Genomic DNA, 25,151 nt, shown 5'->3' on the forward strand with positions numbered 1-25,151 from the left:
TGTCACGCAGATTAAATGCCTCTGCCGGCGAGGATAGTCCGAGACTATCCGCCGGTCGGCTCATTGCGGACAACACAGCCGCTGTGACGGCTGTTGATGCTCTGTCAGCCCTGCCGTGAAGGCATCAGGCCGGGTCTCTCGTGATCGTTGTGCCCGCGATCACGATGCGTTTGTTCATGTCCGTCAGCCACCCGCCTTCAGCGGTGGCCGGCCCGTCGCTGCCCATGCAGTCCGGCATCGTTTCGTGATGTGCGCTGCAGTCCGTCGCCTGGTGGCCGGTTACGTGGTGATCGATGTCCCGCTCACGACCGATGGCGTCACCGGCACCTGCTCCCTGTGCCACCATTGCCAGTAGCGCAATGGCTGTGCTGACTGCAGGGCGGCTTTGGTTGGAATGACGAGGCATCGCAAAACTCCTGCCGCACGAAGGCCTGCGGCGATAACCATACAGACATGCTGATGATAATTAGTTATCAACAATAAGTGATGTTTCACATCAATTTTTTATTCTTCACACAATCTAGTTGGCGCATGTGATGGTTTGATGACCAGCCGTCCCCTGCATGGCCGCCAGCCCCGGCAATCATCACAAATCTGTCACGCGCAGCGGTTAGGCTCCCGCGTCGTTCCGGCATGAGCACATCCCGGTCCGCCCGCGACGGACCGGGCGATTGAATGTACCGTGGTCGGCCAGTCCAGCCGCGATACCCGCTCCCCCTCACCGCTCCGACGCCCATGCAAAGCGAAGTTTTCGGCCTCTTTCCCACCCCTGTGATGCGCGTTCATGGTGCCCTTGACCCGGAATTGGTCCGCGGGCTGGTGGAACATTTCACCGCCCAGGCCATACAGGCAAACAACACATCGTCCAACCTGACTCATACCGCCATGCTGAAGCCGGGCGACAGTCCGCTACTGGTGGAAGCGGCGCGCGTGCTGACGCCGCGATTGAGCGAGTTCGGCGCGCTGCTGTTCGGCGAGCAGATGCCCTGGTCGCTGAAGGAAATGTGGGTGAACGTGATGGATCAGGGCGGCTATCAGGCGATGCACAACCACGCGAACAGCTTCATTTCCGGCATCGTCTATCTCACGCCCATACATCCGGATTCGCGCACCGTGCTGATGAAATCGCCCGGCGGGTCGGAGTTTTCCTTCAAGAACGATCACAAGGGCATCGCAGTCGGGCCGTACAACGCCGAACGCTGGGTCAGCCCCCAGCCCGAACCGGGTGATCTGGTCATGTTCCCGAGTTATCTGATGCACTCGGTCCCCCATAATGTGGGCGGGCGACGCATCACCATGCCGTTCAACGCCATTCCGGCCGGCCTCGATTCATGGGGTTACAGGATTGCATTCAGCGGCTGACGTGTCGGCCGTCGATACAGCAGCAGGCAGTGCGCGCCAGGGGCCGCCGACCCGGTATGTGGCGCAGCAGGGCGTGGCGCTGCTGCTCATGGTGGCGTCGGGTTTCGCCGCGTTGGGCTATCAAATAGCGTGGACGCAGCAGGCCGCACTCTGGCTCGGCCACGAAGCGGCGGCCGTGCTGGCTGTGGTGGCAGCCTTTTTCGGCGGCCTGGCTATCGGCGCGCTCATGCTCGGACCACTTATCGACCGCAGCGCGCGCGCGCGCGTGTGGTACGTCGCCTGCGAACTGGTGATCGGACTGTGGAGTCTGGCGCTGGCGCTCATGCTTGATCCGGTGGCGGAGGGGCTGCTGCAGCTCATCGGTCCCCAGCCTACGCCGCTGTGGCACTGGGCGGTGGCGTTCGGCGGCACCTTCCTGCTGCTGCTTCCGGCTACCGCGGCCATGGGCGCGACGTTGCCGGCGATGGAAGGCGTGCTGGCCGGGCTCGGCCGTGTCGGCCAGTCGATCGCCCCGCTGTATGCCGGCAACACCCTGGGTGCATTGTTCGGCGTGCTGGGCAGCGCCTTCTGGCTGGTGCCCGACTACGGCCTCACAATCACCGCAGTCGTGTGTGCGGCACTCAATCTGCTGTGCGCGGTGATTGCCTGGCGACTGTTCCCGGTCGCTTCCAGTCTGCCCGTCGCAGCGCCGCCGGGCAGAGGGCGCGCATCAGTGTGGATGCTCGCAATGACGGGCCTGCTCGGCATCGCCTATGAAGTGCTGGTGGTGCGCGTACTGAGCCAGGTGGCGGAGAACACCGTCTATACCTTTGCGTTGCTGCTGGCGGTCTATCTGGTCGGCACGGCAATCGGCGCTGCACTTTATGCCGGCCGCCGCATCCCCGCCGAGCGTGCCGATGCGATGCGTGATCGCCTGCTCGTGTTGCTGGCATGGGCCTGCCTCGTCGGCATTCTGGGTCTGAGCGAGGCGGCAACATTCAAAAACTGGTTGAACGACATGCTGGGTGCCACGCTGGCGGGCGCCTTGGTCGCCGAAGCGGCGCTGGCCTGCATGGCCTTTCTGCTGCCCACGGTGGTAATGGGTGCGCTGTTCAGCCATCTGGCGACAGAGGCGCGCGCGCGCGGCGTCGCTTTCGGACGTGCGCTGGGCGTCAATACACTCGGGGCGGCCCTTGCGCCACCGCTGTTCGGCCTGCTGCTGTTGCCCACCCTGGGCTCGAAGTTCGCGCTGCTGCTGCTGGTGCCAGCCTATGTCGCGCTGTGCTCGCAGCGCGGCTGGCTCAGGCCCGGTGCGATTGCGGTGCTGTTGGCAACGTGTGCGGCGATGGTCTGGATGCCGTCGCTCACGATCGTCGATATCCCGGCCGGTGGTCGCCTGGTCAGTCACGCCGAAGGCGCGCTGGCAACGGTGAGTGTGGTCGAGGATGCGAGTGGCGTGGCCACGCTGCATATCAACAACCGGCAACAGGAAGGCAGCACTGCGACGCTGTTGGCCGATGGTCGGCAGGCCGTGCTGCCGATGTTGCTGCACCCGGCGCCCGGACGTGCGCTTTTCCTTGGTCTGGGCACCGGCGTGACCGCCTCGACGGCTGCACAGGAAAGGCGCGTTCAGATCGATGTAGCAGAACTCCTGCCCGAAGTCATCGACGCCTCGGCGCGCTTCACCGAAGCGGCCTGGGGCGAAGACGCCACACAGCGCATGCACGTGGTGGCGACCGATGCGCGGCGCTTCGTCCGCGCGGGCGGCGCAGCCTACGACGTGATCGTCGCCGACAACTTTCATCCGGCGCGCAGCGGATCCGGATCGCTCTATACCGTTGAGCACTTCGCGGCCATCCGCGCACGGCTGGCGCCGGATGGCGTGTTCTGTCAATGGCTGCCTTTGCATCAGCTCGATCTGGACACCCTGCGCAGTATCGTGCGCGCCTACCAGACCGTCTTTCCGCAAAGCTGGGCCATGCTCGCCACCAACAGCCTGGACACGCCGGTCATCGGGCTGGTGGCGCGCGCCGACGACGGGCGCTTCGATGTCGAAGCGCTGAGGCAGCGGCTGCAGGGCGGGTCGTTCGGCTTCAACCCCGGAGATTTCGGCATACCGGACGCGCTGTCGCTGCTTGGCAGCTTTGTGGCCGGCCCGGCTGCACTGGCGAATTTTTCCGGCGCTGCGCCGCTGAATACCGATGACCATCCGGTGGTGATCTATCTCGCGCCGCGCATCACTTACCAGCCGGATTCGCTGCCCCGAGACCGGCTGACGAACTTCCTGCAGGCGACACGGATCAGTCCGGACGAATTGTTGGTCGCCCCTGTGGACGCCCCCCTCGATGCTGGCTGGGCACAACGCCTGGACGCATATTGGCGGGCACGCAACCGCTTCATCGACGTCGGCCGGCAGGTGCAGCCCAGCGCCGATGTGCGGCAGATGCTGGCACAGGTCGGTCAGCCATTGCTCGACGTGCTGGCCATCAGCCCGGACTTCCGTCCGGCCTACGACCCTTTGCTGCGCATGTCGCTTGCGCTGGCCCGGACCGATGCCGACGCAGCCAGATCCCTGCTGCAGACGCTCGCGCGCCTGCAGCCGGCAAGACCGGAGGCGGTGGACGCGCTGCACGCGCTGTCGGCGTCTCCTCTGCCCTGACATCGATGCGATCGCCGGCCGGGCGCACGTTGGCGATGCAGCCGCCGACCGGGGCGACCACGACTCAGGCAACCGCGACTCAGGCAACCACGAAGTAGGCCACCACGTCGTCAAGCGGGGACGCATACTCCGCCTTGATCCGTGCGCGAAGTTGCATGGCCGCGTTGGTGCGGATTCGATGCGCGCGACGACCTTGCCCCGTGCAGCGGATGCTTGGCGGTCGTTACGAACGGGATCTGCACCGTTTCACCGTGGCAAGGGTGGACAGTTCCCGTGTGTCGCAACACCCCGACCTTGATACGATCGCAACGCCGGCCCCCCGGTATCGAACCAATATACGCATGCCGAACATGAGCAGTCTCGATACGTCCAAGCCTGCGCGCTGGGAGTTCGGCGTCGACGGCATGACCTGCGCGTCGTGCGCCGGCCGGCTCGAGAAGGCGCTGATGCGCTTGTCCGGCGTCACGCAAGCCAGCGTCAATCTGGCGAACGAGCGCGCCGCCGTCGAGGCCGATGCCACGGTCGATGCGCCTGCATTGCGCGCCGCCGTCGAACGTGCAGGCTTCGCCGTGGCACAGCGCTCCCTGCGGCTGAACATCGCCGGCATGACCTGCGCGTCCTGTGTGGCGCGGGTGGAAAAGGCGCTCGGCCGGGTTCCGGGCGTGTTCTCGGCGACCGTCAATCTCGCGACCGAGTCGGCCGAAGTGGTCACGCTGTCACCCGACGTCGCACCGCTGCTGGCTGCGGTGGCGCGGGCCGGCTACGCCGCGTCGTTGCCCTCCGACATCCCTCCTGCTGTCGATGACTCGGCTCGCGCCTTGCCCGAATGGTGGCCGGTTGCAGTGGCCATTGCGCTGTCGGCACCGCTCGCGCTGCCGATGGTCGGCATGCTGTGGGGTGCGCACTGGATGCTGCCGGGCTGGCTGCAGTGGCTGCTCGCCACGCCGGTGCAGTTCTGGCTGGGTGCGCGCTTCTACATCGCCGGCGGCAAGGCGCTGCGCGCCGGTGCGGGAAACATGGACCTGCTGGTCGCGCTCGGCACCTCGGCCGCTTACGGCCTGAGCGTGTACCTGTTGCTGAACGCCGATGAAGGCGCCATGCCGCATCTTTACTTCGAGGCGTCGGCCGTCGTCATCACGCTGGTGCTCCTCGGCAAATGGCTGGAGACGCGCGCCAAGCGGCAGACCACCGAAGCCATCCGCGCGCTCAATGCGCTGCGGCCGGACACTGCGCGCGTGCGTCGCGACGGACAGGAGATCGAACTGCCGCTGTCGCAGGTCGCAGTCGACGACATTGTCGTGGTGCGCCCCGGCGAGCGGCTGCCGGTCGATGGGGTGGTGACGGAAGGAACGGGCGAGGTCGACGAGTCGCTGATCACCGGCGAAAGTCTGCCGGTGGCGCGCCAGCCCGGAGATCACGTGACCGGCGGCGCCATCAACGGCTCCGCTTTGCTTGTCGTCCGCACCACGGCGATCGGCGCCGAAACTGTGCTGGCACGCATCGTCCGCCTGGTCGAAAGCGCACAGGCGGGCAAGGCGCCGATCCAGCGCCTGGTCGATCGTGTCAGCGCGGTGTTCGTGCCGGTCGTGATCGCAATGGCGGCACTCACCTTCGCCGGCTGGTTGTTCGCCGGGTCCGGCGTCGAACGCGCGCTGCTCAATGCCGTGGCGGTGCTGGTAATCGCCTGCCCTTGCGCCCTCGGCCTCGCCACCCCGACCGCCATCATGGTCGGCACCGGCGCGGCCGCGCGTGAAGGCATCCTGATCAAGGACGCCGCAGCACTCGAAATCGCACATCGCGTATCGGTGGTCGCCTTCGACAAGACCGGTACGCTGACCGAGGGGCGGCCGCAACTGGTGGCCGCCGAACCCGTTGCCGTCACCCGTGGCGAACTGCTGTCAATGGCGGCTGCGCTCCAGTCGGGCAGCGAACATCCGCTGGCGCAGGCAGTCATCCGGGCCGCGCAGGCGGAGGCGCTGGCGATTCCGCAGGCGACGGATCTGGCGGCGGTCGCCGGTCGCGGGATTGGCGGGCAACTCGGTGGCCAGTCCGGGAGCCGCACACTGCGTCTGGGCAGCACGCGCTTCATGGACGAGCTTGCGGTCGATGTATCGCCGCTGGCGGAGCGCGCCGCGCAGCTGCAGTCGCAGGGCTGCACCGTGTCGTGGCTGGCCGAGCTCGGTGCTGCGTCGCGCCTGCTCGGCCTGCTGGCCTTCGGCGATACCGTGAAGCCGTCGGCGAAGGCAGCGATCGGCCGCCTGCAGGCGGCCGGCCTGCGCACGGTGCTGATCAGCGGCGACAACGCGGGCGCCGCGGCCCACGTCGCGGCGGCACTGGGCATCGATGACGTGCGGGCGGAAGTGTTGCCGGAACACAAGGCCGACATCGTGGCTGCGCTCAGGCAGGGCGAAGCGGTGGTCGCCATGGTCGGCGACGGCATCAACGATGCGCCGGCGCTGGCGGCGGCCGATGTCGGCATCGCGATGTCCACCGGCACCGATGTGGCCATGGCCGCGGCCGGCATCACGCTGATGCACGGCGATCCGGCGCGCGTGGCCGACGCCATCGACATCTCGCGCCGCACCTGGGCGAAGATCCGGCAGAACCTGTTCTGGGCCTTCGCGTACAACGTGGTCGGCATTCCGCTCGCGGCGTTCGGGTTGCTCAACCCGGTCATCGCCGGCGCCGCCATGGCGTTCAGCAGTGCCAGCGTGGTCGGCAATGCATTGCTGTTGCGGCGCTGGAAAGCGGGCGGCCCATGAGGATCGCACGCAGGGGGCGCCGGCCGGCGGCATGGCCATGCGCTGCGTCAAGCCGCATGGCCGCGCGCAGCGCATAATCGCCGTGCAGCAACCCCTCCGAATGACTTTCCGCAGCGGCCCACCACCATGTCCGACAGCCAGGCGCTTCTTGAATCACGCCATTTCCTGACCCGATCCGTTCCGCTGTTCAGCCCGGTGAACTGGCTGGTTGCCGGCTGGCGCGATTTCCAGCGCTGCCCGCTGCCCGGCCTGCTGCATGGCGTTCTGGTGGCCGTATTCGGCGCCTCGCTGTGCTGGTGGATACCGGATCGCTTCTGGCTGCTCGGTGGCGCCTTCACCGGCTTCCTGCTGGTGGCGCCGGTTATCGCGACCGGGCTGTATGCCATCAGTCGTGCGCTGGAACGGGGCGAGTCGGCGGATCTGGCCACGGCGCTGACGGTGTGGAAGCCGCGTGACGGCCGCATGGTGACTTTCGGCCTGCTGCTCGCGCTGGCCGGCACCGGCTGGGTGCTGACGTCGGCTGCGCTGATCTGGTCATTCGCGGCCGCGCCTGTGGTGACCCCGGAAGACTTCCTGCATGTCGTCGTGCTTGCAGAGCACGGCTGGCTGTTCGAATCCTGGCTGCTGCTGGGTGGCCTGCTCGCCGCGCCGCTGTTCGCTTCCAGCGTGGTGGCGATCCCGCTGCTGCTCGACCGGCAGATCGGCGTGCTTGGCGCGGTGCTGACCAGCTGGCGTGTGGTGATGGCCAATCCGGCGCCGTTGGCGCTGTGGGGGGCGGCGATCGCGTTCTTCACGCTGTTCGGCATGGCGACCGGCCTGCTGGCGATGCCGGTGGTCATCCCGCTGCTCGGGCACGCCAGCTGGCATGCCTATCGCGAGCTGGTGGGCAGTGCGGTGTCGCCCGCGGGCTGAAGGGCGATCCGATCATGTCCGGCATCACCGAAGAACAATTCGCGCAGTTCGGCCTGACCTTCGGCGTCACGGCCTTCATGCTGTACATGCTGTTCATCCTGCTGCAACTGGCGCGTGAATCGAAGGCAGGGCGTTTCGGCACCTTCGTCATCCTGCTCGGCCTTGGCCTGGGCATGATGGGATTCGTCGCCAAGTTCGTCATCAAGTGGATTCTCGACAGCTGATCACCGGTATCTGCCAGGCATGAGTGAAACGTCAGCGCCGTCCGGTCTGAGCGAAGCGGAAGTGGCGGTGCGCCGCGCGCGGGACGGCTGGAACGAACTTGCTGTCGACCGCACGCGCAGCATTGCAGACATCGTGCTCGAAGTCGCCCGCGAGCCGATGTTCCTGCTGATGCTCGGTGCCGGAGCGCTCTACCTGCTGATCGGCGACGCGCAGGAAGCGCTCGTGCTGCTCGGTTTCGTGCTGGTCATCATCGCGGTGACCGTGGTGCAGCAGCGGCGCACCGAAACGGCGCTGGCAGCCCTGCGCGACCTGTCGAGCCCGCGTGCGCTGGTGCTGCGCGACGGCAAGGTGACGCGGGTGGCCGGGCGCGACGTGGTGGTCGGTGACCGCATGCTGCTGAACGAGGGCGACCGCGTGCCGGCAGATGGCCTCGTGTTGTCGGCGCACGACTTCACGCTCGATGAATCGATGCTGACCGGCGAGTCGGTGGCGGTGGCCAGGCTGCCGGTCGCAGGCGGCCCGGCGTTGCCCGTGTTCGCCGGCACGCTGGTGGTCAGCGGCCAGGCCACGGTCGAAGTGAGCGCCATCGGCAATGCCACCGAACTGGGCCGGATCGGCAAGTCGCTCGGTGCAATCAGCAGTGGCGCGTCGCCCTTGCAGATCGAGCTGGCGAAGCTCGCGCGCAGGCTGGCGGTGATCGGTGGTGTGCTGTGCGTGCTGCTCGCGCTGCTCTACGCCGTGCTGCGCGGCGGCTGGCTCGATGGCCTGCTCGCCGGCATCACGCTCGCCATGGGCGTGCTGCCGCAGGAATTTCCGGTCATCCTGATCGTGTTCCTCGCCTTCGGTGCCCGCCGCATCGCGGTGCACGGCGTGCTGACGCGGCGTCTTGCAGCGATCGAAACGCTGGGCCAGACCACGGTGCTGTGCGTCGACAAGACCGGCACATTGACGCGCAACCGCATGGCGGTGGCTGCGCTGGTCGCCGGTGACGACACACTGCATCTGAACGCCGGTCAGCCGCTGGCCGAGCTGCCGGAAACGTTTCACCGGCTGCTCGAATACGCGGTGCTGGCGAGCGAGGCCGATCCGCACGATCCGATGGAAAAGGCCTTTCTGAGCCTTGCCGATGCGCATCTGTCGAATACCGAACATCTGCACCCGGACTGGCGGCTGGCGCGCGAGTACGAGCTGTCCCCCGATCTGCTGGCGATGTCGCATCTGTGGCAGGTGCCGGGCAGCCCACGCAGCGAGGTCGCCTCGAAGGGCGCCCCCGAGGCGATTGCCGACCTGTGCCACCTGTCGCCCGAGGCGCGCGCCCACGTGGCGCAGCAGGCTGGCGCGCTGGCCGACCGCGGCCTGCGCGTGCTGGCAGTGGCGCATGCGCTGCATCCGGGCAGCGAGGCGCCGGCGATCCAGCACGATTTCGAATTCCGCTTCATCGGCCTGATCGGTCTGGCCGACCCGCTGCGTGACGGCGTGCCCGCGGCGGTGGCCGAATGCCGCGCGGCCGGTGTACGTGTCGTCATGATCACCGGCGACCACCCGCGCACCGCTCGGGCCATCGCCGCTCAGGCCGGCATCGAAGGCACGCGCGTGCTGACGGGTCCGGAACTGGCGGCCATGGACGACGCTGCCTTCGCCGCAGCGGCGGCGCAGGGCGGCGTGTTCGCCCGCGTCAGCCCGCAGCAGAAGCTGGCCCTGGTCGAAGCGCTGAAGGCGCGCGGCGACATCGTCGCCATGACCGGTGACGGCGTGAATGACGCGCCCGCCCTCAAGGCGGCCCATATCGGCATCGCGATGGGCCGGCGCGGGACCGACGTGGCGCGCGAAGCGGCGGATCTGGTGCTGGTCGAAGACGACTTTGCCGCACTGGTGCACGCCATCCGGCTCGGCCGGCGCATCTTCCGCAACCTGCGACATGCAATGACCTACACCCTGGCGGTGCACGTGCCCATCATCGCGCTGGCCACCGCGCCGGTGCTGTTCGGCTGGCCGCTGGTGCTGGCACCAGCCCACATCGCCTTCCTTGAACTGGTGATCGACCCCTCGTGTTCAGTGGTGTTCGAATCCGACGAGGCGGATGCGGGCGTGATGCACGAGCCGCCGCGTCCGGGCAGTGACCCGCTGCTGCCGTCTTCCCGTATCTGGACGAGTCTGCTGCTCGGTACCGTGACGTCAGCCGTCGTGCTCGCGGTGCACGCCTTCGCGAGCGCACAGGGCTTCGACGCGTCCGTGGTCCGCACCTGGGTGTTCATCACGCTGGTCAGCAGCGGCATCGCGCTCATCTTCTGCGCCCGCACCCACGGGGGCGCCTGGCTGAATGCGCTGCGCGGCACCGCACCGGTGGCGCGCGCCATCATCGCCGCCACGCTGCTCGCGCTGCTTGCCGTGACCAGCGTGCCCTGGCTGGCGATGCAGTTCGGCTTCACCCCGCTGGCGCCGGCGCACTGGCTGGCCGCCTGCGCACTCGGTCTCGCGAGTTTCGTACCGCTGCAAGTCGTGAAGCGCGTGATGCCGGGCGAAAAAAAACCCGGCGCTGAGGCCGGGTCATGAACTACGAGGGTCCGGCAGACGCGTTTTACATGCGACGGCGGGCCGCCATGCCGATCAGGCCCAGACCGGCCAGCAGCAGTGCGTAGCCTTCCGGCTCCGGCACCGGGGTGGCGACAGCCAGGTTGTCGAGCACGACGGCGTTGCCCTTGAACGAGATCGAGCGGATGTCTGCCGAGGCGCGTGTGATGCCGACGAACTGGCCTTCGTTGTTGCCGAATTCGTCGGTGTCGATGTCAATCACCGTGTGGGATTCGATGATCTGGTTGTTGTCGCCATAGGCCGACACCACGATGCCGAACGGAAGCACATCGTTGGTGAAGTGATTGACGAAGGCTCCGGCGCCGGCAGTCAGTTCGGCGAAGGTGAAGCGCAGTTCGCCGACAAAGCCGGTTGCTGCAAACAGATTGCCAAGGCCCCAGGTGCCATTGGTGCCGAGCTCGGCGACGTAAGCGCCAAGCACCGAGCCGGCGTCACCCGTGAAGGTGATACCTGGTGCAACGAGTTCCGGGCCGCTGGTCTCGAAGCCTTCATAGTTGTCGAAATCGACGGACAGCGGGTTGTACAGGTCAGCCACGTCATGGGTCAGTGCAGCGTGTGCCGGCAGCATGGCGAACGAAGCCAGCGCGGCAGCGATGAAAGTCAGTTTCATGATGAATCCTCTGGTTGGGGTCACGGTGGCAAAGCTGGCCTGCCACCGTGACGTCCTTGTGAAAACGATGTGTCGAAGCGTTAAACGGCTGTCGATTGAGTACCGTTCAGGTACCGATCACGCCGCCGTCGTCCTTGGTGATGATCACCGTGGCCGAGCGCGGCTTGATGGCACCGCTTGCGCTCTGCGTCGTCGGGCCGTTGATGCCGCTGTCCGGCCAGGTGCTGCGCGACGTGAAGCTGCCCGACCAGCTTTCGCCCGGGTGCTGGATGTTGACGAACATGGTCTTGTTGTCCGGCGTGGTGACGACACCGGTCACTTCGCAACGGATCGGGCTGGTCAGGAAGCGGGTGATCTGACGCGTGGCCGGATCGGCGCAGAACATCGCATTGCCGCCGATGTTTGCGTAGTTGCCGGTCGCGTCGCCGGCCTGGTCGGTCTGGATCCACAGGCGACCGTCGGAGTCGAACCAGAGGCCATCAGGCGAACCGAGGTCGTCGCCGATGATGTTGCCCTGGCGCGCCGGGTTGCTCGACAGCTTGTCGCCGCACTCGGCGAAGATGTCCCACTGGAAGCCGGTGGCTGCAACATCACCGCCGTTTTCGTTGAAGCGGATGATGTGGCCATGCACGTTGTTGGCGCGCGGGTTGGCGGCATCGGTGACGGTACGGCCGCTGTTGTTCGTCAGCGTGAAGTACACCTCGCGCGTGGTCGGATGCACGGCGACCCATTCCGGGCGGTCCATCTTGGTGGCGCCGAGCAGGTCAGCCGCCTGGCGGCACATGATGACGACGTCGCCCTGGCTGTTGAAGCCGTTCGCCGACGTCAGACCATTCTGACCGAACACCAGCGGCAGCCATACACCCGTGCCGTCGGCGTTGAACCTGGCGACATACAGCGTGCCGCTGTCGAGCAGGTCGCGGTTGGCAGCGCGGTTCTTCGTGTTCAGCTTCTTCGCGCAGACGAACTTGTAGATGTAGTCGTTGATTTCGTCGTCGCCCATGTAGAGGGCCACGCTGTTGTCGGCTCCGACCACGCTCCATGCGCCTTCGTGCTTGAAGCGACCCAGCGCGGTGCGCTTGACCGGCATCGAATTCGGGTTCCACGGGTCGATTTCGACCACCCAGCCATGACGGTTCAGTTCATTCGGGTTTTCGCGGAAGTCGAAGCGCGGATCGGCTTCGTGCCAGCGGTAGCCGAAGCCACCCTGGCTGACGCCGTAGCGGGCTTCGTGCGGCGTGCGCGGCTGCGCGGCCAGCTTGGCGGCGGTGGTGCCGAAATAGCCGTTGAAGTTTTCTTCGCAGGCGAGGTAGGTGCCCCAGGGCGTGTAGCCGTGCGCGCAATTGTTCAGCGTGCCGAGCACGGTCATGCCGGCCGGGTCGGCTGCGGTGCGCAGCATCGGGTGACCGGCAGCCGGGCCCGACACCTTACAGGGGGTCGCGCCGGTGATGCGACGGGCGAAGGCGGACGGACGTTGTACCTTCATCTCGCCGCCGATCTTGCGCACCTCGACCACGCCGACACCGTGCGCCGCGAGCTGCGCGTCGACCATGTCCTGCGTGATGACATCGGTACCGTAGGTCAGGGTGTTGTTCACCAGACCCGGGTCGACGTATTCGAAATTGGATACGAGCAGGCCGCGGTCGTTGCTGAGGCCGCCGACACCGACTGCCGGGAACGGGAACAGGTGCATGCCGTCATTGTGCGAACCCCAGGTCGTCAGTTGACGAGCCTTGGTCATGGCGGTCGACGGGTCCCAGTGCGTGTTGGCCTCCGGGCCGGCCTTGCCGATCGCATCGCCCCAGGAGATGAACACCTTCGCGGTGTAGCCGTTCGGTACGGTGATGCCGTCGGTCATCGGCGCGATGTTGGCCGGCACACCGTTGAAGCCGATGCCGCCGTTGGTCGGCGTCGGGCTGGGCACATAGCCGGCAGCGAGGGCTTCGAGGCTGAAGCCACCCATCGAAGCGAGCACTGCCGTGCCGATCGAGCCTTTCATGAAATTGCGGCGGCCGGTGAATGCGGCCAGGACGTCACGGATCGACTCGTTGTCGGTCGGGTTGATCGTGATGTTGTTGTCAGGGTGCAGATGAGCAGACATGTGTTCTCCTCGGATGGATCGAGATGATGGTTCGGGGCATCTTCCGGACGCACGAATCGGTGCGCTGCGTGGTTGAGCGGATGAAGTGTGTCCGGCGCGTTTGACAGGGATAAGACGAGGCCGACGTCCGGCAGTGATCCGAACGGACTATCCCTGCCAGAAAGGGTGGTGTCGCCTTGCGTGGTGCCGTGGTGCCGACGCCGGACCCGCAACAAAAAGGGCGGCACCCGTACCGGATGCCGCCCCTGACATGCGCAACGAGGACAGAAAGCTTACTTGCCCGAACGCAGCCTGCGACGAGCCACGCCACCGACCGCAAACAGGCCGGCCAGCATCAGCGCCCAGCTTTCGGGCTCAGGCACCGCAGGGGTGATAGTGACGCGATAAGCCAGGAACATGGTGTCGATGTCCTTGCCGTCATCGTATTTCTCGCCGACCTGGAAACCGTCTGTGGTGGCGAAGTCGTTGTCGTTGGCGATGAACAGGAAGTAGTCGTTCGGGCGGCCTTCCTCCAGTGTCGGCAGCAACACCAGGCCTTCCCATTTCTCGGACAGGTTGTCCAGACCGGGCTGCACGCCGTTTACCAGACCGAAGCGCGCCAGTTCGGCGTTGTCGTTGATGTCGAGGAAGGGCGTGTAGAGCGCCGGCGTGATGGCCGGATTCAGCACGCCGCCCGGCGCGATCTGTCCCTCGTAGCTTTCGTCGAGGATATTGGTCGCGTTGCTGATGTCGATCACGTCCACACGGCGCAGATTCGATTGCTCGGTGCCCACTTCGAAGCCGTTGCTGTCGCGCGGCAGGATGAAGAGCTGGGTGTCGGACACGGCAAGGATTTCGCTCTGTGCAGCCACCAGCGTGCTTGTGCCCTGCTGGAACTTGGGCAACTGCACCGCGTATTCACCGGTGAGCGTGATCTGGTCCAGATCGCTGACGTCGTACGTGAAGAGCCGCGTGTTGTTCCGCGTGGAAGCGTTGGCTAGATCCTGACGCGCGGCGCTCTGCAGGGCGACGAACAGCGTCTTGCCATCCGGCGACAGCGACAGGCCTTCGAAGCCCTGGTTGTTGGCACGGCCGGCGGCCGGATTGGCCGGCGTCGGGCCGGTCTGACCTTCCGCGGGATTGTTCGAGCTGTAGTCGGTCACGCCGTTGCGTATCGGGCGCACCGACGGTGCCACCGGCAATGCGCCGATGAATTCGCCCGTAGCCGAGAAGCGGTAGATCGACGGGCCGTACTCGTCGCTGATCAGGCGTGAGCCGTCTGCCAGGATGACGATGCCTTCGGCGTCGAGCGACAGCTTGCCGTTGTAGCCCTGAGGCAGTTCCGGCAGCAGCGAAGTGGCCGGACGCGCGCCCCCCGTGAGCACGCCACCCGGTACCGGGTCGATGCCGCTCAGCGGGCGCGAGGCGCCAGTCAGCGTTTCGTACAGCAGCGTCGATTGCGTCAGCGTGAGACCGATCTGGTTCTGGCCCAGACCGGTGCTGCCTGATGCGGCCGGCGTGAAGTCGACGGCGATGCGGTTGATGCGCGCCGTGTAGTCGATCGTGCCGGCGGAGTTGTAGCCGCGGTCAGGCGAAGCGTAGAAGATGCCGGTATAGCTGTTGCCGGTGCGCGTCCAGGTCGAGGAATCCGCCACCAGGCCGGAGATCGAGCCGAAGGTCTCACCGTGTTCGTCGCGCAGATTGGCGGCCAGCCGGCCGACGCCGACCAGTTCGTGCAGTGTGAAGGACGTGCCGTTCACGATGGTCTGCGCAAACGAAACCTGCGCGCTGCCGAGCAGCAGCGCGCCCGCAAACGTCAGGCGGGACAAGTGAATCAGGGATTTTTTCATGTGACCTCCGGCAGGCTATGCCCATTGTTGTTGTGAATGACCGCCGGAGAGTGTGAGCAGACTGCGTGACAGCTTGGTGACACCTTGCCGACGGAATCGACCGCGCAGCGCGACAGCCGCCGGAACGGCGTGACACACTGTCGAACATCTCTGTTTCAGGCGTCCGGGCATCATGATCATCATCGAGGTGTTGCTCCTTGTTGCGACGCTGGGCGTCAGCGTGGCGCTGCGCCCATGGCGCATGCTGCGTGGCCCGCTCGGTGCGCCCTGGGTGGCGTCGTGGGTGCTGCTGTCGCTGCTGTGGGTGTTGCCGCAGAACCTGCCGGCCGGCATTTCGATCCAGCTCTCAGGTGCCTGCCTGCTGGTGCTGATGTTCGGCTGGCCGCTGGCGGTGATCGAACTGTTGCTGATTGCACTCGTGGTCTGGCTGTTCGGTCAGCTGGGGTGGGCCGCGGTGCTGTCGCAGCTGGTGTGGATCGGCCTGGTGCCGGCAACGCTGGCACTGGCGTTGGGCGAGGTACTGCGACGCGCGCTGCCGCCTCATCCATTCATCTACGTGCTGGGCCGCGCCTTCATCGGCACCGCGCTCTGCCTGTTCCTGGCCGGGGTGGCATATGAGTTCGCACACCACCTGATCGACGGTGTCGCGATGGAACATGCGCTGGTCGCGCGCTGGTTGATGGCCTGGGGCGATGCCTTCATCACCGGCATGCTGGTGTCGATCTTCGTCGCCTTCATACCTGAATGGCTGGCGACCTGGTCGGACCGGCGCTACCTCGGACCCGGTGGTACATGATCGCGCGGACGACGGACGATCGTCACTCGGTGAGTGCCCGACCCGCCTGAAGTGCCCGTTCTGCACGCAGTGCAGTGGCCAGTGATTGCTGACCGTCGCGTGCCGCCGCCTCGATCAGCGTGAGGTCGAGCACGTCGCGCTGGGCGTGGCTGCCGCCGAAACGGTGCGAGATGTGGCGGATCGGCCGCAACAGATCGACCGTCTGCGCGTAGTCGCCGTCGGCGAACGCCGCCATCGCTGTAGTCGCCGCATGGCCGACCTCGGCGGTGAAGCGGATGTTGTCCGCATCGCTGTCACCACTGCCCGCGATGACCGCCTGCTGTGCATCGGCAATCGCCCGGATCTGCTCGGTGCGACCTGCCGCCGCGAAGGCCATCGTTGCATGCATGTCGTTGAAGGCGTAGCGGCCGGTGGTGGCATTCGGTGACCAGCGGTCGGCCAGTGCCTGCCAGCGCGTCCCGACATCGATGCCGCGCAGATGCAGGCGCCACAGCAGCGCGGACTGGTCGACCAGGTCGAACACCAGGCCCGGCGCCTCGGCGCACACAGGCCCGTCGTAAAGCGCGAGCACGGCGTCGATGTCGTCCAGCCCGAGATGGAACAGCGCCAGATGCCAGTGGTTGTGCACCGACAGGAAGTTGTCCAACGCCCACGCCTGGGGAGCGGCGCGCATCCACGCGATGCCGTCGTGCCGCCGGTTCTGCATCTCCATGACGTGCGCGACGGCGTGCTGCGCCCAGCCGTCGCGCGGCTGGCGCTCGACCGCCTGCCGGCCGTACTGTTCGGCGCGCTCGTAGTCACCGGTTTCCTCCAGCCCGAACGCCAGCATGCCGGCCACCGCATGCCAGGCCGGCATGTCGGTGTGCCACGCGGGCAGGGCACGTGCGATGCGGTCGCGCAGCATGCGCGAATCGCCGAGCAGGAAGTCGGTCTGGTGGCCGGCCTGCAGCGCCAGCGTGTCGAGCGGATGCTCGATGGCGATGTCTTCGAGCACGCGCGCGGCAGCGCGCAGACGGCCACTGACCAGCAGGTCGACCGCCCTGACGTGGCGCGCTTCGCGCGCATTGGCGGGCAATTTCTCTGCCCGGCGGCAAGCCGCCGACGCAACCGGAAGCCCGGCCGGTTCGGTGCCGAGCAGCATCAGGTAGGCGAGCAGCACATGGCCCATGACCATGTCCGGGCTTTCTTCGAGTGCTGCACTCACGGTGGCGACCGGATCGCCGATGAAGCAGCGGAACTGGTGTTCCGCCAGTTCGAGCAGTTCGAGACTGCGCGGGCTGGCGCCGCTGACGGTAAGGTCTGTGATGGTGCGCAAGGGCATGGGCAGACTCCCGTATGGTCGGGCGATACCGGACTTCGTCAGGGACCTGCGCGCCCGTCGCAGGTCACCACGGCTGTCACCTCTTGATGGTAGGCAATTTCGATGTCGGTATCGAGCCCGGTCAGTGCGTCGGTCGTCTCGCGCGTCAAGGGCCGGTCATTGATGCTCCACGGCGCTGCTGGCACACCCTTGCGCGGGAGCGGCAACCCGATGCTCACCGCCTGCCTGCAGACTGGCGGTGAGCGGGTCGGGGGCTCAGAGGTTGCCGCGTGCCCACGGGCCGGTGATGGCGACCGTGATGCCGGGCCGGTAAATGTTGACGAACAGCACGCGGCCGGTCGGGTCGAAGCACGCGCCGGCGAATTCGGTGCCGCGGTAGTCGCCGCCAGCGACCTGCTTGCCCGCCGCGCCGATCTGCGCGGCATCGAGCACGACGTTGTGCTTGCCGAAGATGAAGGCTTCGCCCGCCTTGTTGAGGCCGAGCAGGCGTGCGCCGGTGCCGAAAGCGTCCGTCGAGCCGCCGCCGTCCTCGCACAGCACGATGCCGCCGCGCGGGCTGACCGTGATGTTGTCCGGATTGTTGCCGACGGTCTGGCCACCGCTCACGAAGATGGCGCGCAGGCGCATCGTCGATAGCGTCAGTTCCCACACGCATCCTTCGCCCTGACCCGGACGACCCGAACCATCGACGCCGGCAGCGGTGTCGATCATGAACATCTTGCCGCCGGCGTACCAGATGCCTTCGCCACGGCTCATGCGCGCGCAGCCCTGACTGCGCGCCTGGAAAGTCGGGCCCGCCATGAAGGCGAGGCTGACGCCGCCCGGCTGGCCGACCACGACGACGGGCGACGCATCGGGGTCGGCGATATCCACCCATTCGAGTTCGTATTCGTCGCCGATGTCGGGATTCAGCAGCCCCACGTCATTGGCCTGTTCGAGCGTGGCGGCGGTCGCCTTGCGCACGATGGTCTTCACACGTGCCGCCTGCAGCGTGCCCCCGTTGTGCAGGCTGCCCGGCTCGCCACTGGTATCGCCGGGTACGTAGCGGAAGAAGCCTGCAACGTTGCGGTTGTCTTCGGTTTCGTAGACGTAGCCGGTGGTCGGATCGATCGCCACGGCTTCGTGCACGAAACGACCCATGCCGACGATGGGGTCGGCGATCGACTCCGCCGGTTCGGCGCCGACTTCGAAAACATAGCCGTGCTTCTTGCCGCCAATCAGCGAGAAGTCGAACACCGTCTCCTCGCAGGTGAGCCAGCTACCCCAGGGGGTCGGGCCGCCGGCACAGTTGCCGAGCGTGCCGCCAAGCGAAGACGAGGCGCCGGCCCACTTGTTGTCGCGGAACAGCAGATTGGTGGTGCCGCCTGCAGCGAAGCCGTCGAACGGCAGCGGCGCCGGGCCGGCAGGGTTGGTCTGCACGGTGAATCCGCCTGCGCCGTTGCTTCCGATGCGGATGGGCACGCTGCCGTAATAGGCGGTGATGATGCCGTTCACGCGGGTCGTCGAGTAGTTGTGCGGCGCGTTGATGGCGTCGTCCAGCGAGGTGGCTACGCCGCGCTCATGGTTGCGTACCAGCACCAGTTCGGTGCTGCGCCCCGTGCGGCGCGATGTCACCACGGCCATGCCGTCGGGAAGGTCCGGCGTGTTGCGGCCATCGTCCATGGCGTCGCCTGCCCAGCCGAACGAACGGTAGGTGAAGCCACTCGGCAGTTGCAGCAGGGGCAGGCCGGTCGTCAGATCGTTGACCGGCGCGATCAGGCCGTAGGGCGACAGGGCCGAAACGGTCTGCTTGCCGGTGGCGGCCAGCGCGTTGCTGGTGTGCAGCGCGGCCATGACGCCGGTGAAACGGGTGGCTGCGGCAACGCCTGAGCTCTTGAGCAGCAGGCGACGGGCGGGCGAAAATTCTCTGGACGACATCTGCGTTTCCTTGTTCCGGGCGCGCCGCACGGACCATCCGGGCGATCATGCGATCGGAAGCTTGTTCGCAGGCTGTTGCAGGGCGTTGACGCGCCGGACCTTCAAAATACGCCGATCGGACTATGCAGGCCGACATGCGTCCCGCGTGTTCATCGATAGCTGGCGGCGAACCGATATACGGGCCGCACAAGCAAACGGTGGCGGAGGGACGGCGCCACGAGCCGCCGCACACCCTTTACTGGTGGTAGGCGATCTCGATGTCGGTATCGAGTTCGGTGACGCAGTCGAGCACCTGGCTGGTCAGGGTCTGGTCATCATCGCTCCACAGTGCTTCCGGGTCGTCCTCGCGCGTAGAAAGCGGCGTGATGTCGAAGTCGATGAATTGGTCGCCTACCTTGAGCACGGTGACGCCCGAGGCGTGGTCCACCAGGGTCCAGTCGTCGGGCACCTGCAGTTCGGCGGTGAGGTGTACGGTCAATGTCTTCATTGCATTCTCCAGTTGGGATGGCCGCACTGTAACGCGCCGGTCGGGTGGCGGGGCAATTGATCTGCAGCGGATCCACGCCGCCTGACTGTTCGGCGCGCGGGCGTGCGTTCGGTACGATGCGCATCCGGGGCACGCTTTCGGTTCGGCGAAGGCCCGGTCTTCGACAATGACTTTCCGGAGCTGGAACATGGCGGTGAACCTGATCGAACTTGAATCCGGCCCTGCGCCGGGCGCAACCCTCATCGTGCTGCATGGGCTGGGGGCCGACGGCAACGACTACGTGCCGGTGTGCCGTGCGCTGGATCTGGACGCCGTCGGCCCGGTGCGCTTCGTGCTGCCCGACGCGCCGGAAAGACCGGTCACGCGCAATGGCGGCTACGTCATGCGTGCCTGGTTCGACGTGTTCGCGCCCGGCTCGGGCATCGATGACGAGGCGGGCATCCGCGCGTCGCAACAGATCGTCGAGGCGCTGATCGCGCGCGAAACCGCACGCGGCATGCTGGCGTCGCGCATCGTGCTCGTGGGGTTTTCGCAGGGCTGCGCGATGGCGCTGGTCGCCGGCCTGCGCCATGCCGAGCGACTGGCCGGCATCGCCGGGTTGTCGGGCTATCTGCCGCGGGCCGGCAAGACCGCGGGCGAGCGCAGCGCCGCCAACCGCGATGTGCCGGTATTTCTGGCGCACGGGCTCGGAGACAGCGTGGTCGACATCGACCGTGCATTGGCCGCGCGCGCCGTGTTCGACGATCTGTCGGTGTCGTGTGACTGGCACACCTATGACATGGACCACGAGGTGTGTCCGGACGAAATCGCCGATCTGAATCGATGGCTGCTGCGGGTACTGGCCTGATTTCCTGATGACGCCTCAATCCGGCTTCGGGGTGCGGGCGGTGAGCAGTTGCGCCAGTTCGACCGCCGAGCGCACGCCCATCTTGTCGAAGATGCGTGCCCGATGCACTTCGACCGTGCGCATCGTCACCCCGAGATCCATCGCGATCACCTTGTTCATCTGACCGGCCAGTACGCGTTCCATCACTTCCAGCTCGCGGCTGGTGAGCTGTGCGAGGCGCTCGTCGAGCTCGCGCGCCGCGGCCTGACGGCTCGAGCGCTGGTGGTGGATGTCGAGTGCAGCCAGCGCGCGGTCGACCAGTTCGTTGTCGTTGAACGGTTTCTCCACGAAATCGAAGGCGCCGTTTTTGAGCGCGGCGACCGCCATCGGCACGTCGCCATGTCCGGTCAGGAAGATGACCGGGATGTCATGGCCGTTTTCACGCAGCCATGCGAACAGTTCGAGCCCGCTCATGCCGTCCATCCGGATGTCGAGCAGCAGGCAGCCGCAGCGCCCGATCTCGCCACCGGCGATCAGCGCCTCGGCCGATGACCACAGCCGCGCGACATGGCCGCGCGAGCGGAACAGCCAGCCGAGCGCATCGCGGATGGCGTCGTCGTCGTCGACGATGAAGATCTGGTTCGTGCTCATGCAGGCAGTGCCTGTGCGTCGCCCGCAGGCAGTTTCAGGATGAACACGGTGCCGCCTCCTTCGGCCGCTTCGAACCACAGCCGGCCGTGATGCAGTTCGACGATGGAGCGGCAGATGTTCAGTCCCATGCCCATGCCGTCCGGTTTGGTGGTGAAGAAGGGCGCGAAGAGCTTCTCCGCAATGTCGGGTGGAATGCCGGCGCCGCTGTCGCGCACCGCCACCTGCACGTCTTCGCCGTCGGCCCGCGTATCGATCTGCAGCCGCCGCCTTTCCGCCGAACTGCCGGCCATGGCATCCATGCCGTTGCGGATCAGGTTCAGCAGTACCTGTTCGATCATCACGCGGTCGGCCTGCACCTCGGCCAGATCGCGCGCAAGCGCGGTCGTGATGTGGATGTTGCGCTTGCGCGCATCGGCTTCGATCAGGGCCACCGCGTCGTCGACGATGTCGTTCAGCGCGCAGCGCACGCGCTGCGGCTCGGACCGACGCACGAATTGGTGCACGCGGCGGATGATGGTGCCGGCGCGCTGCGCCTGTGTATTCATCTTCGACAGCGGTTCAGTGAAGTCGGACAGCTGCCCCTTCCCGGTTTCGATCATGTTCAGGCAGGCCGTGCTGTAGCTGGCGATGGCTGACAAGGGCTGGTTCAGCTCATGGGCCAGTGTGGACGCCATTTCGCCCATCGTGATGAGCCGGCCGGTAAATTGCAGCTGCTCCTGCTGCTGCCGGTACAGCGCCTCGGCCCGCTTGCTTTCGGTGACGTCGAGCAGCGAGCTCATCCAGCCGACGTGCCGGCCTTCGGCATCGACCAGTGGTGCTTCGGAAATCAGTACATCGAAGCGTTCGCCGTCGCGCCGCATGAAGGTCAGTTCGATCGCATCGCGCTTTTCCGCATCGCCGGCCAGGATGCCGTCGTGCAGCGCCCGGATGTGCTCGGCGTGTTCGGGTGCCCAGTAAGGCATTGGCGGGCGCATTGCCATCAGCTCTTCGGCGCTCCAGCCGACCATGCGGCAGAACGCCGGATTGACGTGCGTGATGCGGCCTTCGAGATCGCGCGCGCGCAGGCCGATGATCAGCGAGTTCTCCATCGCGGTGCGAAAGGCGTGTTCTTCGCGCAAGGCGTGTTCGGCGGCAAGCCGGCGATTGAGGTGGCGGCGCAGCGCCCACAGGCTCCACAGCATGGTCAGTGCGAGGCCGACCAGAGTGACCACCAGCAGCGCCGGCAGCAGGCGGGTTTCGCTACGGTAGGCGGCGACACGCAGGCGCAGCCCATGGCCCGGCGGGTCGAAGGCAAGCGAGTAGCCCAGATCGCTGTTGCCGGACGATACCTTCGACTTGCTGGCCAGTACGTGTTCGGTGTTGTCTATCACCTCGACCGCATAGCGCTCGGCAAACCACCACGGCACCGAACGCACGAGCATCTGCGCCAGCGAGTAGCGTCCGAGCATCCAGCCCCGGCCGGCACCGAGCGGCACCAGTACGTCGAACTGCACATCGCCGTCCTGCAACGCACGGGGCGGCAGATAGACCGCCTGTCCGATCCGGTCGGCGAGCCGGGCCGGTGCGGCGAGTGCGCCATCGGCCGCGTCGACCGCAAGCAGACGTTCGACGCTCAGCAAGCCCTGGCCATTGCTCACGAGACTGCGCGCACGCAGTTCGAGCGCCGCCGCGTCGAAGCCCTTTTCGGCGGCCTCGTGACCCAGTTGCCCGATCAGTTCCACGTTGCGATCGAGGTGGAATCGCAAGTCCTGTTCCATCCACAGCACGTCGCTGATCATCGCCGCGCGCTGGTCTTCCTGATCCTTGCTGTGCAGCAGCCAGACCAGCGCCGCGATGGCGGCGAGGAACAGCACCAGTGCCACGCGCGGCAATACCCAGTACCAGCCCGGTGCCGCGACCGGGGTCGCGCGAGCAAGGAATGCGGACGGCAACGAACGGCTGGTCATTGTCTGCAGGGTCCGGGACGGGCGTGGCCGGAGAGGATATCGACGTTCGATCATACGTCCGGCAGCGGTTTCGGCTGCTTCGGATATCCACAACAAGCGGTGTGGTGCTGGCCGGCATTCTGCGGATGCACCCGGCTTCGGTGTCACGGCGGGCGCTCGGTCGCTATGTAAAAAAAGATCACCTCTGACTCAAGGTAGAAGCCCCTCATCCGTTAAGGACATTGAAGGCACGAGTTCAACGATTGCGACCCGAGTTCTGTGCTCAGCGCCATGGGAGATTGAAGTGAAAAGAATGATTGTTTGTGCCGCGCACACGGTCGCCGCAGTGCTTCTGGGCGCCCTGAGCATCGAGTCCTTCGGTTTGCCGACATGGGCTAGCATGGCCGTTGGGGGTATTGCCGTCTGTGCCATCGGGTGGACGGGCGTTCTGCTCTGTCGGCGCGAGGCTGTCGCGCCGCAACCCGCCGAACTCGATACGACCGGGCCGGATCCGCTGGTACATGCGATGTACGACAGCCTGGTCCTGGTGTCGTCGGAGGCGGCGCCGATCTGGAAGCGACAGATCAATGGTGTGCGCAAGCAGGCCGAAGTGGCCATCGGCGAATTGATCCAGCGCTTTTCAGGGCTGGTCTCGAAGCTCGACGCGGCTGTGGCGGCTTCATCGGGAGGCGGCGTGTCTGCGGGCAGCGGTGGCGTAGACGTCGTGCTCAAGACCTCCCAGTCGCAGCTCACCCAGGTGCTCGACGGCATGTCGGGTGCGCTGTCGGACAAGAATCTCATGCTGACGCAGATACGCGAACTCGCCAGTTACGCGGACGACCTGCGCGGCATGGCGAAGTCGGTGCAGCAGGTTGCCGACCAGACCAATCTGCTGGCACTCAACGCCGCCATCGAAGCGGCCCGCGCCGGCGAGGCGGGGCGGGGTTTCGCTGTGGTGGCCGACGAAGTACGCAAGCTCTCCACCGCTTCCGGCGATACCGGCAGGAAGATCGCCGAAAAAGCCAAGCTGGTCAGCGACGCCATCCTGGCCTCGGCACGTCTGGTCGAAAGTTCGACCAGTCGCGACATCGAATCCTTCAAGGCTTCGGAAGCGAGCATCCAGGGCGTGCTTGGCGACTTTTCCCAACTGCTCGACGGACTGGCCCAGTCGAACGCAGAGCTCCGTCATCAGGCAGAAGGCATCCAGCACGAAATCGCGGAAACCCTGCCGCACCTGCAGTTCCAGGACCGCATCGACCAGGTGCTTGCCCACGTCTGCGAAAGCCTGGATGAACTCGGTCAATACGTGGCCGCCAGCCCGGCAGACCGGGCGCCCGATCTGCGTCCGCTGGTCGACCACCTCGAGCGCAGCTACACGACGCCCGAAGAACGCGGCAATCACGGCGGTTCAGGCAACGCGGCCAGCAAGTCCAGCGACGATCTCGTTTTCTTTTAGGAGCATTGACACATGGCAAAGACAATCATGGTGGTGGACGATTCGTCGTCACTGCGCCAGGTGGTCAGCATCGCGCTGAAGAGTGCCGGCTATGACGTATTCGAAGCCTGCGACGGCAAGGACGCGCTGGCCAAGCTCACCGGACAGAAGGTGCACCTCGTGGTGAGCGACGTAAACATGCCGAACATGGACGGCATCACGTTCGTCAAGGAAATGCGCAAGCTGCCGGCCTACAAGTTCACGCCGGTCATCATGCTGACCACCGAGAACCAGGAATCGAAGAAGGCCGAAGGCCAGGCGGCAGGCGCCAAGGCGTGGATGGTGAAGCCGTTCAAGCCGGACCAGATGCTGATGGCCGTATCCAAGCTCTGCCTGCCCTGACCCGAAGCGGAGCGACGACATGGAAATCGAACGCACGGATGACGGTGACGTGACCGAGCTGAAGTTGGTGGGTGAGCTGACGATCTTCGGTGCCGCCGACGCCTACGGGTTTCTGACGCGCGCGCTTTCGGAAAGACGCGATCTGCGGATCAACCTTGCCCGGACCACCGAGGTGGACAGCAGTGGCGTACAGGTGCTGCTGGCCGCCAAGCGGGCGGCCGAGGCGCACGGACACAGTTTCGAACTGGTGGCGCACAGCACAGCCATGCTCGAAGTGATGGAGCTGATGCAGTTGAGTCATGTATTCGGCGATCCGGTCGTCATGCCGGCGCAGGCTGCCTGAACAGCACAAGGAATTCA

Annotated in this window: 20 protein-coding genes; 11 read left to right on the top strand and 9 right to left on the bottom strand. The window is 66.1% G+C overall.

The window, feature by feature from the left end; translation table 11 throughout:
• Positions 1 to 124: 124 nt before the first annotated feature.
• Complete coding sequence (locus tag NMQ14_RS15285; RefSeq protein ID WP_257097503.1) at positions 125 to 406, bottom strand: hypothetical protein; 282 nt, start codon at positions 404 to 406, stop codon at positions 125 to 127.
• Between the two features lie 413 nt (positions 407 to 819).
• Here NMQ14_RS15285 and NMQ14_RS15290 point away from each other — a divergent pair, with 413 nt between their 5' ends.
• The 6 genes from NMQ14_RS15290 (at position 820) to NMQ14_RS15315 (ending at position 10,452) form a co-directional block, all read left to right on the top strand.
• On the top strand, positions 820 to 1,362 hold the full coding sequence (locus NMQ14_RS15290; RefSeq protein ID WP_257097504.1) for a 2OG-Fe(II) oxygenase family protein: 543 nt from the start codon (positions 820 to 822) through the stop codon (positions 1,360 to 1,362).
• Complete coding sequence (locus NMQ14_RS15295; RefSeq protein ID WP_257097505.1) at positions 1,346 to 4,000, top strand: fused MFS/spermidine synthase; 2,655 nt, start codon at positions 1,346 to 1,348, stop codon at positions 3,998 to 4,000. Before NMQ14_RS15290 ends, NMQ14_RS15295 begins: the two co-directional genes overlap by 17 nt.
• A gap of 350 nt (positions 4,001 to 4,350) precedes the next feature.
• Complete coding sequence (locus NMQ14_RS15300) at positions 4,351 to 6,762, top strand: heavy metal translocating P-type ATPase (RefSeq protein ID WP_257097506.1); 2,412 nt, start codon at positions 4,351 to 4,353, stop codon at positions 6,760 to 6,762.
• A 126-nt stretch (positions 6,763 to 6,888) separates the two neighbouring features.
• Positions 6,889 to 7,674 carry a DUF2189 domain-containing protein gene (locus NMQ14_RS15305; protein ID WP_257097507.1) on the top strand — a complete coding sequence of 262 codons (786 nt, stop codon included), beginning with the start codon at positions 6,889 to 6,891 and terminating at the stop codon, positions 7,672 to 7,674.
• A gap of 14 nt (positions 7,675 to 7,688) precedes the next feature.
• Positions 7,689 to 7,898 carry a DUF2788 domain-containing protein gene (locus NMQ14_RS15310; protein WP_069037875.1) on the top strand — a complete coding sequence of 70 codons (210 nt, stop codon included), beginning with the start codon at positions 7,689 to 7,691 and terminating at the stop codon, positions 7,896 to 7,898.
• A 19-nt stretch (positions 7,899 to 7,917) separates the two neighbouring features.
• A complete protein-coding gene (locus NMQ14_RS15315; RefSeq protein WP_257097508.1) occupies positions 7,918 to 10,452 on the top strand; it encodes a cation-translocating P-type ATPase in 2,535 nt (844 codons plus the stop codon).
• 25 nt (positions 10,453 to 10,477) lie between these two features.
• Here the strand turns inward: NMQ14_RS15315 and NMQ14_RS15320 are convergent, their stop codons facing one another.
• From NMQ14_RS15320 to NMQ14_RS15330, 3 genes are all read right to left on the bottom strand, one after another.
• Positions 10,478 to 11,101 carry a PEP-CTERM sorting domain-containing protein gene (locus tag NMQ14_RS15320; protein WP_257097509.1) on the bottom strand — a complete coding sequence of 208 codons (624 nt, stop codon included), beginning with the start codon at positions 11,099 to 11,101 and terminating at the stop codon, positions 10,478 to 10,480.
• Positions 11,102 to 11,207: 106 nt separating this feature from the next.
• Complete coding sequence (locus NMQ14_RS15325) at positions 11,208 to 13,202, bottom strand: PhoX family phosphatase (RefSeq protein WP_257097510.1); 1,995 nt, start codon at positions 13,200 to 13,202, stop codon at positions 11,208 to 11,210.
• Positions 13,203 to 13,474: 272 nt separating this feature from the next.
• The gene (locus tag NMQ14_RS15330) at positions 13,475 to 15,031 is read right to left on the bottom strand and encodes an esterase-like activity of phytase family protein (RefSeq protein WP_257097511.1); all 1,557 of its coding nucleotides are present in this window, start codon (positions 15,029 to 15,031) and stop codon (positions 13,475 to 13,477) included.
• Between the two features lie 172 nt (positions 15,032 to 15,203).
• Here NMQ14_RS15330 and NMQ14_RS15335 point away from each other — a divergent pair, with 172 nt between their 5' ends.
• Positions 15,204 to 15,827, top strand: coding sequence for an energy-coupling factor ABC transporter permease (locus NMQ14_RS15335; RefSeq protein ID WP_257097512.1), 624 nt, complete (start codon positions 15,204 to 15,206; stop codon positions 15,825 to 15,827).
• Between the two features lie 22 nt (positions 15,828 to 15,849).
• Here the strand turns inward: NMQ14_RS15335 and NMQ14_RS15340 are convergent, their stop codons facing one another.
• From NMQ14_RS15340 to NMQ14_RS15350, 3 genes are all read right to left on the bottom strand, one after another.
• Entirely contained in the window at positions 15,850 to 17,148 is a 1,299-nt protein-coding gene (locus tag NMQ14_RS15340) for a tetratricopeptide repeat protein (protein ID WP_257097513.1), read from the bottom strand.
• A gap of 255 nt (positions 17,149 to 17,403) precedes the next feature.
• The gene (locus NMQ14_RS15345) at positions 17,404 to 19,065 is read right to left on the bottom strand and encodes a PhoX family phosphatase (protein WP_257097514.1); all 1,662 of its coding nucleotides are present in this window, start codon (positions 19,063 to 19,065) and stop codon (positions 17,404 to 17,406) included.
• Positions 19,066 to 19,300: 235 nt separating this feature from the next.
• Complete coding sequence (locus NMQ14_RS15350; protein ID WP_069037868.1) at positions 19,301 to 19,552, bottom strand: hypothetical protein; 252 nt, start codon at positions 19,550 to 19,552, stop codon at positions 19,301 to 19,303.
• Between the two features lie 166 nt (positions 19,553 to 19,718).
• Here NMQ14_RS15350 and NMQ14_RS15355 point away from each other — a divergent pair, with 166 nt between their 5' ends.
• The gene (locus NMQ14_RS15355; RefSeq protein WP_306441275.1) at positions 19,719 to 20,399 is read left to right on the top strand and encodes an alpha/beta hydrolase; all 681 of its coding nucleotides are present in this window, start codon (positions 19,719 to 19,721) and stop codon (positions 20,397 to 20,399) included.
• Positions 20,400 to 20,414: 15 nt separating this feature from the next.
• Here the strand turns inward: NMQ14_RS15355 and NMQ14_RS15360 are convergent, their stop codons facing one another.
• Together NMQ14_RS15360 and NMQ14_RS15365 are read right to left on the bottom strand one after the other, a co-directional pair.
• Positions 20,415 to 21,029, bottom strand: a complete 615-nt coding sequence (locus tag NMQ14_RS15360; protein ID WP_257097515.1) for a response regulator transcription factor — start codon at positions 21,027 to 21,029, stop codon at positions 20,415 to 20,417.
• Entirely contained in the window at positions 21,026 to 22,975 is a 1,950-nt protein-coding gene (locus NMQ14_RS15365; protein WP_257097516.1) for a sensor histidine kinase, read from the bottom strand. The genes NMQ14_RS15360 and NMQ14_RS15365 overlap by 4 nt, the downstream gene beginning before the upstream one ends.
• 778 nt (positions 22,976 to 23,753) lie before the next feature.
• Between NMQ14_RS15365 and NMQ14_RS19855 the strand changes: the two genes are divergently transcribed.
• From NMQ14_RS19855 to NMQ14_RS15380, 3 genes are read left to right on the top strand one after another with little or no spacing between them, the layout of a single operon-like run.
• The gene (locus tag NMQ14_RS19855; protein WP_373457200.1) at positions 23,754 to 24,410 is read left to right on the top strand and encodes a methyl-accepting chemotaxis protein; all 657 of its coding nucleotides are present in this window, start codon (positions 23,754 to 23,756) and stop codon (positions 24,408 to 24,410) included.
• Positions 24,411 to 24,422: 12 nt separating this feature from the next.
• Entirely contained in the window at positions 24,423 to 24,791 is a 369-nt protein-coding gene (locus tag NMQ14_RS15375; RefSeq protein WP_069037865.1) for a response regulator, read from the top strand.
• A gap of 19 nt (positions 24,792 to 24,810) precedes the next feature.
• Positions 24,811 to 25,134 carry a lipid asymmetry maintenance protein MlaB gene (locus tag NMQ14_RS15380; RefSeq protein ID WP_257097517.1) on the top strand — a complete coding sequence of 108 codons (324 nt, stop codon included), beginning with the start codon at positions 24,811 to 24,813 and terminating at the stop codon, positions 25,132 to 25,134.
• Positions 25,135 to 25,151: the final 17 nt, after the last annotated feature.

Source organism: Methyloversatilis sp. XJ19-13 (assembly GCF_024580155.1).
GTDB lineage: Bacteria > Pseudomonadota > Gammaproteobacteria > Burkholderiales > Rhodocyclaceae > Methyloversatilis.